At 63.5% G+C, this 17,548-nt stretch carries 14 protein-coding genes; all 14 read right to left on the bottom strand.

The genetic code is table 11. The features are described from left to right. Window positions 1–7: 7 nt before the first annotated feature. Window positions 8–244 carry a hypothetical protein gene (locus E2583_RS06710; RefSeq protein WP_291594214.1) on the bottom strand — a complete coding sequence of 79 codons (237 nt, stop codon included), beginning with the start codon at window positions 242–244 and terminating at the stop codon, window positions 8–10. Next, window positions 241–2,136: a hypothetical protein gene (locus E2583_RS06705; protein WP_291594213.1), complete on the bottom strand. Its 1,896-nt coding sequence runs from the start codon at window positions 2,134–2,136 to the stop codon at window positions 241–243. The genes E2583_RS06710 and E2583_RS06705 overlap by 4 nt, the downstream gene beginning before the upstream one ends. Continuing rightward, window positions 2,136–2,543: a hypothetical protein gene (locus E2583_RS06700; protein WP_291594211.1), complete on the bottom strand. Its 408-nt coding sequence runs from the start codon at window positions 2,541–2,543 to the stop codon at window positions 2,136–2,138. Before E2583_RS06700 ends, E2583_RS06705 begins: the two co-directional genes overlap by 1 nt. Further along, window positions 2,540–3,646, bottom strand: coding sequence for a LamG-like jellyroll fold domain-containing protein (locus tag E2583_RS06695; RefSeq protein WP_291594209.1), 1,107 nt, complete (start codon window positions 3,644–3,646; stop codon window positions 2,540–2,542). The genes E2583_RS06700 and E2583_RS06695 overlap by 4 nt, the downstream gene beginning before the upstream one ends. Before the next feature lie 243 nt (window positions 3,647–3,889). Then, window positions 3,890–5,068: a hypothetical protein gene (locus E2583_RS06690; RefSeq protein ID WP_291594208.1), complete on the bottom strand. Its 1,179-nt coding sequence runs from the start codon at window positions 5,066–5,068 to the stop codon at window positions 3,890–3,892. A gap of 25 nt (window positions 5,069–5,093) precedes the next feature. Continuing rightward, window positions 5,094–8,687 carry a hypothetical protein gene (locus E2583_RS06685; protein WP_291594205.1) on the bottom strand — a complete coding sequence of 1,198 codons (3,594 nt, stop codon included), beginning with the start codon at window positions 8,685–8,687 and terminating at the stop codon, window positions 5,094–5,096. A 12-nt stretch (window positions 8,688–8,699) separates the two neighbouring features. Next, complete coding sequence (locus tag E2583_RS06680; protein WP_291594204.1) at window positions 8,700–9,083, bottom strand: hypothetical protein; 384 nt, start codon at window positions 9,081–9,083, stop codon at window positions 8,700–8,702. After that, complete coding sequence (locus E2583_RS06675) at window positions 9,083–11,830, bottom strand: phage tail tape measure protein (RefSeq protein WP_291594202.1); 2,748 nt, start codon at window positions 11,828–11,830, stop codon at window positions 9,083–9,085. Before E2583_RS06675 ends, E2583_RS06680 begins: the two co-directional genes overlap by 1 nt. 110 nt (window positions 11,831–11,940) lie before the next feature. Continuing rightward, the gene (locus tag E2583_RS06670) at window positions 11,941–12,738 is read right to left on the bottom strand and encodes a hypothetical protein (RefSeq protein ID WP_291594200.1); all 798 of its coding nucleotides are present in this window, start codon (window positions 12,736–12,738) and stop codon (window positions 11,941–11,943) included. Between the two features lie 35 nt (window positions 12,739–12,773). Next, window positions 12,774–13,187 carry a hypothetical protein gene (locus E2583_RS06665; protein WP_291594198.1) on the bottom strand — a complete coding sequence of 138 codons (414 nt, stop codon included), beginning with the start codon at window positions 13,185–13,187 and terminating at the stop codon, window positions 12,774–12,776. Window positions 13,188–13,192: 5 nt separating this feature from the next. After that, window positions 13,193–13,510 (bottom strand): hypothetical protein, encoded by a 318-nt coding sequence (locus E2583_RS06660; RefSeq protein ID WP_291594196.1) that lies wholly within the window; start codon window positions 13,508–13,510, stop codon window positions 13,193–13,195. 3 nt (window positions 13,511–13,513) lie between these two features. Beyond that, a complete protein-coding gene (locus E2583_RS06655) occupies window positions 13,514–13,873 on the bottom strand; it encodes a DUF2190 family protein (protein ID WP_291594194.1) in 360 nt (119 codons plus the stop codon). Window positions 13,874–13,909: 36 nt separating this feature from the next. After that, window positions 13,910–15,991, bottom strand: coding sequence for a prohead protease/major capsid protein fusion protein (locus E2583_RS06650; RefSeq protein WP_291594192.1), 2,082 nt, complete (start codon window positions 15,989–15,991; stop codon window positions 13,910–13,912). A 54-nt stretch (window positions 15,992–16,045) separates the two neighbouring features. Further along, window positions 16,046–17,548 (bottom strand): phage portal protein, encoded by a 1,503-nt coding sequence (locus E2583_RS06645; protein ID WP_291594190.1) that lies wholly within the window; start codon window positions 17,546–17,548, stop codon window positions 16,046–16,048.

Here is a 17,548-nt window from a genome sequence, read left to right as displayed (position 1 = left end):
TTCGCTTTCAGACCTCAATCAGCACATAAGCCATTTCCGGGGCCGTGCCCGTCACTTCGCCCCCTTGCACATACACACGAGAACTGTTTGCTTTGCCCAGCGGGTTGCGCACGCGCAGCAGGCCTGCAGCACCTTCGAGCGCGACCAGCGCGGTGCCGTCGGCATACACGACGCTGATCTGCCCGGTCATGACGGGGTCGTCGGGCAGCAGGGCCTTGAGGCGCTTGTAGAGGTTGGTGCTCATGCGGCCACCCTTTCAACGGTGACCTGCTGGCGCACGCGAGGCATAGAGGCACTGACGCTGACGCCGCGCACCAGGCCGCGCCAGGTGCCGTCGGTGTCGGCCACCTCCAGCAGCTGACCGGGGTTCAAGATGCCTGGGTTGGTGCCACCCGTGAGGACGGGCATGCTGATGCTGTGCTGCAGCTTGTTGCCGCTGGCGGCCAGCGCCCAGCTGCCGCGCATGCGGGCGGCGTCGGCATGGGTGATGAGGTCGTCTTGAATCTGCGGGGCCAGCTTGTCGCGCGCGCTGAGGCGGCGCACCACATGGCCCAGCACGCCGCCCACGCTGCCGCCGGCGACATAGATGGCGTTGTATTCGGCGCGCGGATCGGGGCGCAGCTCGTCGGTGACGATGACGGCCGCAGGCATTTGCACATCGGGCACGGCCGCGCCCCACTCCCACGGCAGCACCGGGTAGCGCGGCGCGACGATGAGCTGCTCTGCCGTGCGGTGGCTGCGCACCACGGCATTGACCGACTGGGCCATGCGCAACACGGCCTGCAGCGGCGTGCCCTGAAAACTCCACGCGCCGGCGGGCACCTGCCAGTCGGGGATCTGCCAATCCAGATCCACGCCACTGAATTCCAGCGCGCCCACTGCGAGCTGCTGCGCCGTTGCCGTCGAGCTAGAAAGCCAAGCCTGCTTGGGCATATAGGGGCTGCCCAGCATGGCCGTGACGCTGATGCCCTGCACTGCTACGCGGCGGCGGTCAAACGAGCGGCTGCGCGCCGTGCTGGTCACGGCAAAGACAAACTGCATGCCGTCGATGCCGACCTGCAGCCGCTGCGGCAACCCGCCCACGGGCGCGAGCTGGTCCAGCAGATGCTCGGGGCCGTTGGCAGACAGGCTCCAGCAATAGCTGTCGTCGTCGGCGGCAATGGAAACGTCAGTGAGCACTACGGGCTCAAGGCTGGGCAGCAAATGCGCCGTGAGGTGGTGGACTTGCATATAGATGGGCAGCAGAGGAATGACGAACTGGGGTTGCGGCTCTGGCCCGACGGCCTTGCAGCACATGAACAGCAAATCTGCCGAAGCAGCCCAGGATCTGCAGAACAGCAATCGGATGGGGCCGCCCACCAGCTGCTCATAGCAACCGGGCTTTTCCGGCTCGGGCGGTTGGGTCTGCGATTTGCCAGCGAGCGGCTTCATGGCCTGCTGGTAGCGCGCTTGAAAGCCCCGGTACAGCGGCACCGATGGGCCTGCGCCCGTGATGAGCTGGTACTGCAGGCCCATCGCATCCTGGGCTGTTGCCTCGACCATGCGGCGACGGTCGCGCAGGCTTTCCTGAAACCGCACGGCCCAGCCAGCGCGAACGGGCGCAGCATCCTGAGCTGTGGCCTGCAGGCTCACGCGCACACCTTGAGCCTCCTGCCAGCGGGCTTGGGTTGCGGCACCAGGCAGTGCACGCGCTTGCTGAAACCGCCCCTGCAGGGCCACCCCTTGCCTCTGGCCGTTCTGCCAGGCAACACCAAACTGCTCTTGCAAGGGCATGGCATCCTGCGCGGTCGACACCCAACCCGCAGGCAGTGCATCCGTGTCTTGCCAGCCGGAGATCCAGCCCTGCGCCACAGGCTGCGCCTGCTGAGCACAGGCAGCCACCTCGGCCACCACGGGCCGGGGCGTGTCGGTGTTGTAGCGCACGACCGCGCTGCAGCGCAGCCCAGGCATGCGACCCGCTGCAACCAGATCCTTGCGCACATGCACCAAGGATCTGACCCGCAGACCCGGCATGCGCGCGGCAACGGCCAGGGTCTTATCGGGCGCTTGCCCGCCGCCGCCATCGTCGCCAAACACCAGCTCGACCGGGTTGCCGGTCTTGAGGGTGCGGTTAAAGATCAGGTCGACGGCGGTCATCAGGCTATCCTTGTCTCGCCCAGGATGGCCTTGCCGCCCGCATAGAGCTGGGTGCCGGTGCTGCCCAGCAGCTTGAAGTGCCCAGCGCCCGCCTCATCCGTGACCAAGCCGCGCCCGATCAACTTGCCGTCGCTGGTGCTCCAGACACCGATAGCGGCCTGACCGCTGGTCAGAATCATGTCGCCGCCGCCGCTGGCCTGGGTCAGCACCAGATAGCCCGCCTCGGTGATCTGGCCGCAGGGCTTGGTCAGCGTCAGCGTGACGAGCAGTTGCTCGGCGGCGTCATACAGGGCAATAGACGAGGCAGCGGGGCCGGAGTCCGCAAAGTTGGCCGTGGCCTGCAGGCGGGCCAGGGCATGGGCCGCCGAGATCTCGAAGGCGGGTAGATCTTGCAAAGATTGGCTCATGCGACCTCCGCCAGTTGGTTATTGGCGACGGTCGAGTACTCCTGCAGTTCGTGATCCCAGGCGATCACATCCCACTCGTAGCGCGTGGAGATCTCGCGGAACTCAAAGGAGCCGTCAGCCTGGCTCCAGGTCTCGCGGGCCAAGTAGCCATCTACGCTGCGATGCAGGCGCACGCGCCGGCGCAGGGGCACATTGGCAGGCGTGCTCTTGCGCGAGACCGTGCCGTAAATGCGCCCCTGGCCGCCGCACTCCACGTCGAGCAGCTTGCGGCTTGCAAGGGCCGTGATGGCCTGAAGCCCTTGCAAGACGGGAGGCTCGCCCTTGATGGCGACATAAGTCCGATGGACTCCAGCCCTCGGGAGCAACCAATCTCGGGTCTCTCGATATTTGGTCTGCCGCATCTCCTCCGCACTCAGCGTGCGACGCCACAGGGCTACGTCTGCAATGCGGCTGCCCGCGCCGATCGGGAAGGCTCCAAAACGTGAGCCGATGGTGAGCGCGGTCGCACTGTTGGGCGTACCGAGCACCTTTTGCGCAAGAACCGCGCCCTCCACGTAAAGCGTTCCAAGCCGGTCTGCCCGGCGATACGTAAACCCCAAGCGGCGCGGCACCCCGTCGCCGATCTGGAACGTGGTGTTGAGCCCCCCGGAAGCGACTCCGCCGATATTGATCTTGAAATAGCCTCCGGTGTCCACCTGCACAGACCAGCCCTCGTTATCCCCGCACTCCAGAACCACCGTGTTCGAGGTGCCAATCGTCAGCAAGTCGAATACCGCCGAAAAATTGCCGCTGTTGAAGCTGCCAATGTCTGCGGACACATATCCGTTACTCCCAGGAGCGAAGGCCAGGGGCTGACCGACTTGCTCCGCAGCGGCCACGATGCTTCCCCCCGAACGGGTGGCGACGGCCCCACTCACCAGGTCCACCTGGTTCACCCCGGAGGCATCCAGCTTCCAGAGAAAGTCAGGAGCCAGAGCGGCAAGCGTCTCCACTGCGCCCAGGATGTGAAAGCCCGCCCCCGTTTGCACCAGCTCCGCAGCTTGCCCATCACACACCACCAGGGCGCCTCGCAAGAGACTGCCTTCATAAACGAGATCCGTCACGTTGGTGAGCGCAGGGAAAGACCACTCGATGTAGAAGCCTGGCGCACGCGCCGCAGCACCATCCCAAGAGCAGCCGCTACCGTCGCGCAGGCCCTCCAACCGACCCGACGCGGGCGGGACCGAAGAAGCAATTGCGGCTCCAGCATCGACAGCGACACCGCTGTCCAACAGACGCAGCGACGAGATCCGAAAATCCTCAGGCAGTTGCAGCGTGCAGAGTCGAAACTTCAGAGCAACAGGCATTCAGAACCTCCAGGGGCCGGTCACATCCAGAAAGGCCAAGCCCTGATTTCCGGCGTTGGGCATGCCAATCTGCACCGAGAGCAATTGCTTTCCAGCAAACACCCCCTGGCCCTTGGTGATGGCGACATCCGAGCCGAAGCCTGCGAGTACCCCGGACTGCGGGCAGTGGTATGCGCCAGGCATGCTGCCGCGTGGGGAGTATGAGTTCACGCCATCGGTGAGCAGAATGGCCGAGAGGTGAAGCCCGTTATCTACCGAAGACGGGAACGCACCCAATGTTCCATCGTTGCCGGAGCGAGATTGCACGTCGCCAAACACTCTGCGAAAACACTGGGCTGCGGCTCCGAGGCCATGGGACAGACGTTTGAGCGTGAAGCCAGCGCTAGTCGAGGAGCAAAAGACGCATCCTGTCGTGGTGGCGTAATTGGTGCCCTCAATGCCTGTCAGCGCTGCAGCCCACGCGTCACCGCTGCGGTAGCCATTCAAGTCCCCCATGAAATGCGACAGAAGGGCCGTATTGCCGCTGCTCGCAGCCACGGATACGCTGCTGGCACCGAGCACATAGTAAAAACCGCGTGAATCACCGGCCAGCACCCAATAGGACGATGCCGTACTGGTCTGCTTCTTGTGCCAGTAGTACCCACCCGAGATGGTCAGCGGTGCTGCCCCGGCTCCGTTGTCCACATCGGTCATCGACTCGTACATCTGCACCCGCGCGTAGAGTGCATTCGTGTCGTCCACGCGGTAATAGGTGCGCGTCGAGGCCGGGTCGGTCGGGCGGTACACGGCCACATTGGTCTTGCTGTAGACCTTCTCCCAGCCCAGCGGGGCCATCTTGAAGCTGATGGAGCCGGTGACGGCACCGTCCGGCAGATCGGTCTTGAACTCCACCCAGCCATTGGCAACCGCCGTCACCTTCTGCTCGCCGTTCAGGGCCGAGGGCGTTGCCCCGGTCACCAAAATGACGGCATGGGCCTCTGCCGCACTCTTGCCGCTGGCAAAGTTCAGGCGGCAGATGCCGTTGCTGACGACCGCCGAATCCACGGCCTTTGCGCCCCAGCCGTTGACCAGGAACGCATCGAGCGCGCCGATCAGGGAGCCGACCGTTCCGCCGATGGCCGGTGCTCCGGCCATGGAGCTGTATGCGTGCTTGACGCTGGTGTCTACAGGGGATGCCATATCTCTCTCCGCTCTCTCGGGTTCTTCAGTTGGACTGCGGGCGGTTCACATCGCCGCGCGCCAGGATGGAAAAGCTGTGCTCGATGCCGGTCTCGGGGCCGGGCTGGATAGTTCGCACCACCCAGAAGGGGTAGATAGCCCCCACGGTGTTGATGCGCAGGATGTTCCCCACGGCCCAGCCGCTACCCCAGCCCAGCGGCTTGATCGTGAAATAAGGCTTGCCCGTAGCCGGGTTGAGCGGCGAGCAGACCGTGTTGATGTCGCCCGTGGCGATCACGCCCACATGCTCGCCAATCACCCGGAACTGGGTGGTTGAGGTGAACTGAAGCACCCAACGCTCGGTGCTACCGCCGGCATTGGTGATCTCTATGGGAGAGACGCTCTGGTCATACTTGGCGGGAATTGCAGGCCCCACGGGCGCATCGGCCCAGGCGTTGTCGATCCAGCTCTGCTGCACAAAATCCAGACTGACGCGGGCGCGGCGGTCGCTGGCCTGCAGGGCGCTGGAGACATAGGTGCCGTCCTTGGGATAGTCATGGGTCAGCGCCCGGTTGAAGGTGATCTCGCCCGAGATCTGCACATCGGTGGCCGTGGCCATGTCTTCAATCCGATCCTCGATCGTGACCGGCATGGTCATGGCAGACACATCGGTAAAAGTGACCAGCCCCGCCTCCAGGTCGGCGGTGTAGCCCTTCTGATGAGTCTTGCCGTTGGCATCACGCACCACCACGCGGGACAGGCGCACGCGGGCCAAGTTGACGGTCTGGTTGTTGCTGACGTTAAGCTGGGCGCTGGTCTTGGTGTGACCCACCACGCACAGCGAGCCAGACCGGAAGATCGGCACCTTGCCGTCGCTGGGCAGGCGCACCGGGTCGATGCCGATGATGTCGGCATTCATGGGCAGATAGGCATAGGCCACCGCCGAATAGCGCAAGGCACTCGCAACCACGGGCTGGGGCTTGAAGATCTTGCCGTCCGGCTGCACGTTGGCCGCGTCATACCAGGGCTCAGCCTCATTGCCAGCGGCCACGACCAGGGCACCGAAGCCAAGGCGCACGAGGCCGGTTTCATAGTCCACCGTGCCGACCACACCGGGAGCCGTGATGGTGCCGTCAATGCCAGCGCTGACATTCTGCGAGCCACCCGAAGCCCTGGGCACCTGCACCGTGAGGGAGCCGGGGCGCAGCGGAGCTGCAGCCGTGCGGAAGACATAGGCGCTGCTGATGGCATCGCCCAGCGTGGTGATGCAGCCTGCACGGCGCAACTGGTTGGCATTGCCGGGCGTCCACGAGGTCAGGCCCACGCGGCCCGTGGCGTAGTTGATGCTGCCGCGCGTTACAAAGCCGCCCGAGGTCAGCACCCGCAGCACGCCCCTGCCGTCATCGCTCCAGGGCTGACCGCTGGAAGGCATGAGCACAACCGAGCCCGGCACCACCGGGGCCTGCACGCCCGTGACCAGGTCAAACTCGGGCGCAAACGTGACCTGCAACGTGCGGCGCGTGGCGCTGCCCGTGGTGCGAAACCGGATCTTGACGTAGCCACTTTCGTCATTGGGGTAGATAGAGGGGGCATTCAGATACTCGATGCCCTCGTAGTTGAGGCGGTACTGAGCCACCTCGCCATTGAAGCCGCCGCCGCTGACCTGGCTGGACGAATAGACCGGCTTGGGGATCTTGATGACGACATCAGGATTGAAGTCCACCGCGCCCGTGCCGTATGTGACCGTACCGACCTGCACGCCGTTCAGCATCAGCTTGCCATTGCCGTCATCGCGTGCGATCTGGGTCGGATCCACCAGCGTCACGCCCATTTCCTTGAGCTGGTCGCGGGTGTAAAGACCGAGCACGCTCTGGTCGGTCAGCGTGTTCCACTCGACTTCGACCGTGTAGGGCACCAGCGCACCCTGGCCCGCAGAGACCGCCAGACGGCCCTGGCCGTTGCGCGAGGGATGCTGCAGGTTCACCTCGACCGCCGGGGCCGTGTCGACCGTGACATCGAGCACAGTGCCCACGGCAGGCAACAGCTTGGGCGCGAACAGCACCTCGGAGCGCCCTACCCGCACCTCGCCCGTGGCATCGCCCTGGAGCTGCCAGGCAGCGGTGGCCGTAGCGGTGCGCTGGTTGGTGCCATCCATCCACTTGATCTCAAAAGCACCTGGGTACAGCGCCTGACCGGCTGGTAGCTGCAGCGCAATGGTCTGGCTGATCAGCAGATCGGCGGCAGGCTGCACGGTTTCCTGAGTCGGCACGCCCCAGTGCTGGACGATGGAGCTACCCACATCGGGCAAGGCCCCCAGCGTGACTACAAAGCTGCCGGTCTCGGCGCTATAGGTGCCTGCACCATAGCTGGAGTCGGTGCCGCGCAGGGTGCCGTCACCCGAGTCCGACAGCACATACCAGCGGCCCTGCGCCCGGTAGCTGAAAGACAAGGTGCCGCGCGCCGGCAGCGGCGTGATGAAGCCCGTGTAGCTCTGGCTGCGGTTCTCCGCCGTGATGCGGATCTCGCTGGATTGCGGCATGCGCTGCATATAGGCAGCAGGCCGGTAGCTGATGGTCTTGCTGCCGTCATAGCTGCCCAAGCTCGAGGTGACGACGCCATTGGCATAGTCCACCAGACCGATCTGCTGGGTGCCCGACATCAGAATGCCGCCCTTGTCGGTCAAGGTGACGCCGCCCACCACGATGGAGAGCGAACCCGGCAGACAGCCACCGGGCAGAGCCAGGCTGGTGGTGGTGTTCCAGGTCTGGGTGGTGCTGAAGGTCACGGCCTCGGCCGCAGAGACAGGGAAGCCTGCCGCTGCATACGGAATGGCCGCAGGGATGGGCGTCTCGCTCTGGGCCGAGGGCACGATCTGGGTCATGATCGTCTGGGCAATGATGGTGAAATCGCCCAGAGCCGCAGCCTTTTGCAAGGGGGTCACGCCCACGTAGCTGCCCGCATCGGCAACCACGGTATCGCGCAGATGGGCGCTATTGATCTGCCGGGCAAACTGGCGGCTGGCCGGGGAGCCCGTGAAGTCATAGCGCAAGGCGTCGGACAGCTCCATGGTCACGATTAAAGCCTTGTAGTCCTTGTCCGTGTCATAGGTGAAGGTGCGCTCCACGCTCGTCACGCGAATGGCGCGGACATACTGCTCTTGCTCGTTGGCCAGGCCTTCATTGCCCACCAGCACCAGGGTCTTGCCCACTGCAGGCAGCTCGGTGCCGGGGCGCTGGAAGATCTGGATAACGCGCTGGCCCTTGATGTGGTTCTCGTAGAGATAGCCCGCCCACTCGGCCCCTTTGTTGAGATAGGCCTCCAGCCGGGCCTGTGCCTGAGCGCGGGTGTCATAGACCCCGCCCGTGGAAAACAGGGTGATGGACACATTGGGGTCTTCGGGGGGCTTGGCCACGATGACATTGCTGCCCTGGTAGGTGTCGCGGTCTTCGGTATCCACAACCACACTCAGCTGACGCATATTGGCGCGGCCAATGGCACGATCCATCTGCGAGATGTCCGGCATGATTGCGTTTTCTTGGCCGGACTCGATCTCCACATTCGACGGGCCGCCGCCACCCTCGGGCACATCGTCCATGACGCGGCTGGCTCGCAGCTGGATATCGCCTTGCAAAATGGGCATTGTTCTTCTCGCTTAAACAGTGATCAGCCGCAGCGTGGCGACATAGGGATGGGTGGCGGCAGGCAGCTCGGGCCGGGAGATGGGCGTGGCGGCAATCGGGTCGTCTGACGCAAACTGCACGGTGAATTCACGGCCGTCCGCCAGGCGCAGCGGGTACTGCGCGCCCGGCTCGTCGGCCAGGGCTTGCACAGACAACAGCGTTGACCGGCGAATCCAGCCTTGGTCTTCCACGGCCTGCAAGGTGATAGGACGACCCTCAATACGGGCAGCGGCGTCAATGATCTGTGCGCCAGTGATGCCGCGCTCGACCGTCTTCTGCACCGCAGACCAGTTGAATTCGTCCACCCACAACATGCCGCGCGGCAGCTCGATGCCGTTCAGGAAATGGCCGGCCATCAGTGCACTCCTCCCGACAGATTGGCGTCGCGCTCCAGCGCGGCCATCAGCTGCTGCATCTCCGAGCTGCCCGCCGCGTCTGTGCCCACGTTGTATTGACGACCGCCGATCACGACCTCATGCCTATGGGTGATGACGGATTGGGGAGCTGCAGCGGCAGGGGCTGCGACAGGAGCCAGCGCCTGAGCTGCCACCCTGGGAACGCTTGGTTTGCGCTCTGCCTCCTGCTTTGGCCGCGCATTGGCGGCGGCCTGCTGCAGATCAATCGCCCTGCCCGCCTGTGTGACCGCAAACTGGGTCAGGTCATATTGATAGTTGCCCAGCGCGCCGCTGCTCTTGACGGAGAAAGGGTTGTCCTGCGCATACTGGGCCTGCCATTGCTTCCACCAGGCATCGAGCTCCTGGCGGGTCTGGAACTGCGGCACGAGGCTCAGCGGGCCTGTGTTCTGGTGCATGATCCCTTGCGAACCCTGTACGCCGGCATTGCGCTCCTCGACAAAGTTACGCGGGCCGCCCTGGCCCCATTCACGAGCAGCATGGGCGGCTCGGCCCGATGCATGCTCGATGCCTCGCATGCTCTCCTGCACGCCGTCGGCTGCCTCGCGCACCCGGCCCATGCCACCGACCATGCTGCTGACCGCTCTTGCTGTGGCTCGGTCAGTGTTAACCACAGCCTTGCCCGCGTCATCCACCGCGACCTCAAAGCCTTTGACGGCTGCCTGGGTCTTGAGCCATTCAGGGGCAATGCCGCCATTGGCCGCAATCACCTTGTCGGCCATGGCTTTCCAGGCCTCGGCAATGCGCAGGGGCGGCTGCTTGCCGTCCTTTTCCAACTGATCAAACGCAGCACGCGCCTGAGTAGCCATGCGCTGCAGATCCTCGTTCGTGGTCATGCCCAAGTCTTTATAGGCCTGCTCCAGCAAGGCCGTGGACTGCGCCGCATCCTGGGCCGTGCTGGCAGCTGCGCGCTGGGCCTTGGCAATTTCCTGCAGCTTGCGCCCGGCCGCGTCCAGATTGCCGCTGGCGATCAGCTGCTCGTACTCGGCCCTGAGCTTTTTCAGGTTCTCGGCAGCGATGCGGTCGGCCTCGGCCTTGGCTGCTGCCTCCTTGGCCGCCTTGGCTGCGGCCTTGCCCGTGGCCTCGATGCCTGCGGCTACCGCCTCGATGGCAGGGGCCGCAGTTGCAGCAGCGTTGCCGACCGCAGCCACTTCCCCCGTCAAGCCATCCCATGCATCACGCGCGGTCTGGGCACCATCAGCCATGCGCTGAAACGACTCATCAGCCTTCGCTGCCAATGCTTCTGAAGCTGCCCAGGTCGCCTCGGCAGACAAACGAACCTCTGCCGCAGCCTGCGCATAGGCCTCGGAGAGAGAGCCAAAGGTAATCTTGCTCAACCCCTCATAGAGCAAAGCCAAGCCCGATTGGATATTGCTGGCCACACCTGCAAAAGCCTCACCCACCTTGTAGATGACGCCCATCACTGCATTGACGCCCGCCGTCATCACGCCCCAGGCCAGCTGCACGGTGTTGCCGGCATTGGTGGCGTACTGGCCGATGCGCTGCAGCGTCTCGCCCGCCTCGCTGGCAAAAACCTGCAGGCGCAGCACCACGGCGTCAAAGTTGACGTTGGCGGCAAACGCGCGGAAGAACCTGAGGCCATTCTCAAAGGCCGTCGCCAGCGCCTGGCCGAAGCGCTCCACCAGACCGTTATCGACCGCCTTGCGCAGCGCGCCGGTCAGTTCCTCCACGCCCTGGCGCACCACGGGCAGCACGGGCTTGCCCAGAACCTGGGTCACGGTCTCCCACATGCTGCTCAGGCCCTTGAAGGAGCCGTTGAGGTTGTCGGCCATGGTCCTAGCCGTGGCCTCGGCGCTGCCGCCTGCCTCACGCAGCTTGCCCGTCAGATCATCCAGCGCGCCCATGCCCTGATTGAGAAGGGCGCGCAGTGCAGGCCCAGCCTCCAGACCCACGGCATTAATGGCGCGCTCGCCGTCCTTGCCCTTGCCAGCCAGCTGGTGCAGTGCTTCCTCAAAGTTGGTGGTGACTATGCCGGCAGCGCCAAGTTCCTTTCGGAAGCTGGAGAGCGGGTTGGCAAACTGACTCATGATGGAGTTCAGCGCCGTGCCTGCGCGGCTGGCGTCAATGCCCGCATCGGCAAACTTGCCGATGATGGCAACCGTGCTCTCCAGGCTCACGCCCAAGGTGTTGGCAACTGGCGCCGCATAGCTCAGTGCCTGGCCCAGGCCCTCAATGCTGGTGTTGGTGGCGTTGGCACCCTTGGCCAGCACATCGGCCACGCGACCGGCATCTTCAAAAGCCAGGCCCATGCCCATGACGGACTTGGTCACTATCTCACTGGCTAAACCGAGTTCGAGATCACCGGCCTGGGCCGCAGCGAGCACAGCAGGCAACGCTTTGATGGAGTCGCCCGCACTCAGACCCGCCTTGGCCAGATTCTCCAGCGCGCCAGCCGCCTGTACCGAGGTGTACTTGGTATTGCTGCCGGCATCCTGGGCGGCCTTGGTCAGCGCGGCCATTTCTGCGGCCGAGCCTTCGGTGGCGGCCTTGACCCGGCTCATGGCCGCTTCAAAGTCTGCGGCGCTTTTCACCACACCGGCAAATGCTTTGATGCCGAAGTAGCCGGCAATCGACGCACCCAAGAGCTTCAACTTGCCCTCAAGCCGGCTCAGCACCGCAGACGCATCGTCCTTGGCGTTGATCACAATTTGAATGGGCTTGAAGGCCATGGCGTATTGGTTCTTATGAAAGTGGTTGCTTCGGTTTGCGCTGCAGCCGGCGCTTGCGGGCCGCAGTGCAAACCGCCCCGGCATGCCGGGCGGTCTGGAAAAGCAGGGAGTTAGGGAATCACAGACGCACGACCGTCCACATAGACAGCCTCGCCGTCCTCAGGCTTGAGAACTTCAACATCGAGGCCAAACTGGCTGTAGTCGGTGCCGTCCTGAATCAGCGGCAACTCACCCGTGGGCGACAGGGAAACTCTGGGGAACCACCAATCACGGTTGGTGCCGTGGGCGTTGTCGGCAATCAGCTGCAGCGCGCCCTTCAAATCCGTGCCGTTGCCGGACTTGATGCGCTCCCAGGTGGTCTCGGCGGCGGTGTAGCCCACTTCCACTTCGGTCGGGTTGGTGATTGCTCCGCCCTCGACGATCTGCAGCAAGCCGAGGTCCACGTCCACGAGGTAGTCAGTACCTACGACATAGGGAGTGGAACCAGACTTGCTCTTGACCGTGACTGCACTGAGCTTGCGGGCGCCGGTCGGGGCAGCTGCTGTGACGCCCAGGCGGTAGATGCCGCCTGGCTCTACCTTGTGCTCCTCATCGGTCACCGTGGCCGAAGCCTGAGCGTGCGTCTCGGAAGTGCCGGACAGGAACATGCGCAGATTTCTGCCGCTGATGTTGTCGGAAGTAATGGATGCCTTGCGGGTGATCTCGATCAGGACTTCTTCGTCCTTCTCGCGCAGGCCGCCCTGCGAGCTGTAATGCGGGGCCTTGTCGCCCTCCACGCTCAAGGAAAAGCCTGGGCAGTTGCCAAACTGGTAGCCACCACCAGGGCGACCATCAGCATCGAACGGATAGAAAATAAGGCGTCCACGCGGAATCTGGTATTCCTTCTTGACGCGGGGCAGTGCAGCCATGGCTAGCTCCTTTGAAAGATTGAACGGCGCCGGGCTCAGGCGTCCAGCGACTCGAAAACAGAGACGGTGGTGAACTCCACCGCGTAGCCGACCAGGCCGGCATCGACAAACTCGGCCTCACGCACGCCGGCGGCGCGCAGCTCGGACCAAGCCCGGCCACCGGGTGACACTGGCCGCCAGCCATGCAGGCAGCCCACCACCTCCTCCATGGCGGCATCCAGTTCAGCGGCAGCCGTGTCGCTGCGCTTGGCAACCAGCACGCAAGACCAGCGCGGCTCCAGCTGGGCAGCCTCGCGTGAGACATCGCCCAGGCCCGCCCCAGACATACGCACCTCGATGGCCGGCACCTTGGTGCGATCGCAAAACTCAGATGCGCCGCGCACCTGCCAAGAGGCCAGCGCACTGCGCCCTGCCAGGCGCGACTTGATGACTTGTTCAAGCAACAACATGGCGGTCAGTTCAGAAAGACGATGGGGAACGTGGCCCAGCCGCTGGCATCGGGTGTGACAGCCCCGGTCACTTGGCACGGCTGACCATCGACAACGAGATCCAAGCTGCCCTCGGTGATGCCCGGCGCATTGGCAACACACATGGAGACATGGAGCGACGCAATCGAGGCAGCCTCGTCAATGAAGACTCCAGGCTTGCGGCTGAAAATCACTCCAAATGCCGCTCCACCCTGCCAGGAGGCAGAGGCGTTAGAAAGATGGCGCTCGACCGCACTGCGGACGCGCGAAGCGCGATCAGCGCCAGGACTGATAAAGCCGTCCATTGCTTAGGCCACCACAGTGCCAAGCAGGCCAGGCAGCAACACCAGGGCACTGGTGGCACCAGAAACAGCATCCCCCCAGGCCACAGCGGCACCAGTGATATCGCCTGCAGCTGGTGCGCCGGTGCCGGCAAAAGCGCCAGCAGAGGCATCCCAGTAAAGAGGCTGGCCCTGTGTGAATGCGGCGCCACCCACCTTGGGCAACTCAAACACGCCGCCGCGTGTGGCGTTGTAGGACTCGCCAGCAGCGGCGGAACCGTTGGCAACCGCCAGAATGGCGCCAATCACCACGACCTGGCCGGGCACCACGGCCGCATCAGCTGCGGCCACTTCAATGACATTGCCAGGCTGAACAGAATTTCGCATTGATATCTCCTTGAGTTTCAGGAAGCGAGCAGCCGCTTACTTGCCAGCAGCCATGGTCAAGCCACGGTGCTCCATGGCCTTGGCAGCAAAGTCCAGCGAGGCGCGCAGCTTCACGCCGTCAATGTCTTCACTGGCGAATGTCTCGGTGCGCAGACCTTCATAGCCATCGACATAGGCGAATTCCACGGTGTCGATGCGCTGATGGGCAGCAGCCAGGAACCAGCGAGTGGGCTCGGTGTCCAGCAGTGGCTCGACGATGGGCTCCAGTGCGGTACGACCGCCCGCACGGAATTCGTTGACATCACCGGGCTTAGCCGGCGTGTAGTTCGAGCTGGTGAGCTGATAAGCGATGGATTCCAGATCGGAAGGAACCAGCAGGAACGAGGGAGCAATGTTCAGGCTCTCCTTGTCAGGACCCACTTGCTTGCGCATCAGGGCACGCGCATCAGACAAAGCCTCCAGCGACAGCTCAGAACCCGCACCTGTCAGCGTGTTTTTGTGCGCGGCATCAAACAACACCTTGCCGTCAGCCATGATCGAATTGCCCAGCAACTGGTCATAGACGAGACGGTTTTCCAGACGCTTGGCAGCTTCAGCAAAGCGCGGCCCAACACGAGAGAGAGAATCCAGGTCATCATTGATGATCATCTGGCGAGTGATAGCCAGAACGCGGCCGAAGGTGAATGCACGGTAGCCTGTAGCGTCCTCGGACAGCTGGCCGTAGGTGTACTCACCATGCTCATTGAGCTTTTTGAGATCCACATCGCCCGAGACGCCGATGGCTTGGCGAATGCGGAAGTCGGGCAGATTGGCTGCACGGCGAGCCCACAGGGCGTAGGTACTTTCCGCTTGATCGTAGGCCGCACGCAAAATGCGTTGACCCACACCACCCAGCAGAGCCGGGAAGTCACCTGTGCCCATGTAACCCGAACGCATGCGCAGTGCGGCGTCCACAATCTGGGCCCGGCTCATATTGCGGGTTTCAACGCCCAGGCCTTGAACCACCTCACGCGCCATCTCCACCAGGGTCATGGCTCGGTACTGGCGGCCATTGTCATCCAGCGCGCTGCCTGGGTTCACGCGGTTCATGAGGGCGTTTTCGATGCCGCGCACGCGGGTTTCGTGCTCATCACCCGTAGTGCGAATGCTGGTGGTCGGGCCCGTCGTGCTGCCTGCGGAGCGCTGGTCCAGTGCATCGAGGACAGCCGCGCGGGCCTCATCCATCGTGGCTTGACGGCGCAGCAGATCCGCCTGCAGATCATTCAGTCCGTGACGCTGGCACAGACCAACAATGTCAGCCGCGCGCTGACCGTCGAATGCAGCAGCGGGTGCTGCGGCAGGTGCCGCAGGCACCGAAGGAGCTGCGGGGGCCTGGCGGTTGACAGGCTCCGATTGATTTTGAGACGCTGCGGGGGCGGTGTTGCCGCCTTCAGGGGCGCTGTTTACTTGGGGCATGCGTTGTTGCTCCTGTGTAGATGGTTGGGCGGCTGCCCGTTGGATAAATTCGCAAGGAGTGCCACCGCGAGTGGCGCCGCCTGGCGAAGCTTGAGAACCCGGTTGATTGCGAGTGCCCGCACCGGCATCGGCTGGCACAGTCACGAATGAGATTTCTTGAGGTGTCCAGCGAGCCGCGCGATAGAGATCGACGTTGACGCCGTCGGTACGATCCTGGGCACGGGTGATTTCGTAGCGCTCGACGCTGTAGCCAAAGCTGATGGCACGAATCACGCCAGCTCGGATATCGGCCACAACGCCTGCCAGCTCAGGGCGCTGGCTCAGTCGAATAACGGCACGCCCTTCACCGTTTTCGATCCAGCCACGTTGAGCGATGCCGAGAATAGAGCTCACACCGCCCCAGGTGCGATGACCGTCCAGCACCTGCACCGTACCGGCCTCGAATCGCGCCATGTCCACCGCCTCGGGCGTGACATCAAGGGCCTCGTCGTAGGGCCGATCATTCCACCAGTCGTAACGGCGAACCGTGGCCCCCTGGGTCCACACGATCTCTACGGTGTTGTCGACCTCGCTGAAAGTGCTGGGCACCAGCGTTGCATCGCGCGTTTGCACCGGCAGATCGTGAACCTGTGATGCTTGGGATTGAGCGTTGGCTTGTGGCATAGCGCTCAGTTTTCCGGGATTGCTGTCTCATTTCCCGGAAAACTGAGACGATCTTTACGACGGCTCTTTGCTTCCCACCTGTGCTGCGAGCTCAAGAGGATCTTTGGCACCCCACAGAGCTGCCAGCAACGGCAGGATTCCCTCGCTCTGCAGCCATTTCAAATCCGAAGCCAGCTCCTCGCGCACTTGCTCGGGGTCGTAGCCACGGCGACGGATGGTCTCGCTAAGGCTCTGCAGGCCGCCTTTAATGGCAGTCATGTCGCTGACGACATCCTGCACAGGGTTTGGGCTTGCCCATTTAGGGGTGCTCCAGTCTGGCGGCTCCACATTGACCGGCAATGCAGTCACCAGCTCGCAGGCAGATAGCCACCACGCCGCGATAGGCTCACACATCCGGGGCACTGTGATCGTCCATTGCTCGGACTCAACCTCGGCACGGAACTGATTCATGCGCACGCGCGAGCTGCTGAAATTCACCTCAGTCAAGTCGCCTGTCATGAGCTCGTACGGGCAACCGTAGCCTGCCGCAACCTCTTTCCAACCAAACTTCATGTATGCCTCATAGCCTGGCACAGGCTTGGGCTCAATGAATGTCGGGTTGCTCATGCCAGGAGGCAGCCCCACAATGGCGCCGCCCGCCAAGTCCCCCAGATCCACCAGACCCGGCTCACCCTCTTTTCCCTGCTCATCAGGCAATTTTGGGAGCTGGCTAGCCCCATCCATTTCAGCCAGCACCCCCATGCGCGACTCCAGCTGCTTGCGCTGCAGCTCGGAATCACCATAGGTATGCAGATCCCGCACCTTGGCAATGATTGGTGCCAAGCGGGTGATGCCATCCTGCTGCCCTGGCCGCTCAGGGTTGAAATAGTGAATGACCTCATCTGCAGGCACCCGCTTGCTGGAGCCGCTGCGCCCCATAGTCCAATTCCCAGCATCGCCGGGATGACGGTCAAACAGGTAGTAAGCCACGCGCCGCCCGCGCTTGTCATACTCGATGCCGCCGATGATCTCCGCGCCTCCAGACAACACACCGGACCTCTGCTCGTCCAGATAGTCAATCTCCAGCACCTGCAGACGCAAAGGCACGACAGACCCCATCTTCTGGATGTGCTTGCGAATGATGACCGCACCATCCACATCCCGCGTGCGCTCGATCTTCGCCTCCAGCCCGTAGAAGTTCAGCAGGCCGTCATAGTCGGCAAGAGGCACCCACTCTTTCCAGCGCTTGGCGAGGCCAGGATCTGTCCAGACTGGAACAATGCCTTGCCCGACTCGACAAGCCAGGACCGCTGCGACCGCGCGCGTGATGTTGGGCACGTTCTGCACCAGTGAGCGAGCACGCACCCGCAATTCACGAGCGTCAGCCAGATGGTCCGCCCTTGCGCTGGCCCCCGTCCTCTTGACGAACCAACCATCTTTGCGGTCCGCACCTTCATAGGCACGCACCAACATTTCCCGAGCGACCTGGCGGCGCAATCCCTGCAGGGGCGAAAAATACCCAACCAAGCGATCAAACGCAGTCGGGGACGCTTTCCTTGAAAGTGGCTTCTTCTGCAT

Origin of the sequence: Comamonas sp. (genome assembly GCF_009360615.1) — a bacterium.
Taxonomy (GTDB): Bacteria; Pseudomonadota; Gammaproteobacteria; order Burkholderiales; family Burkholderiaceae_C; genus Comamonas.
This window is presented reverse-complemented; position numbering and strand designations above follow the sequence as displayed.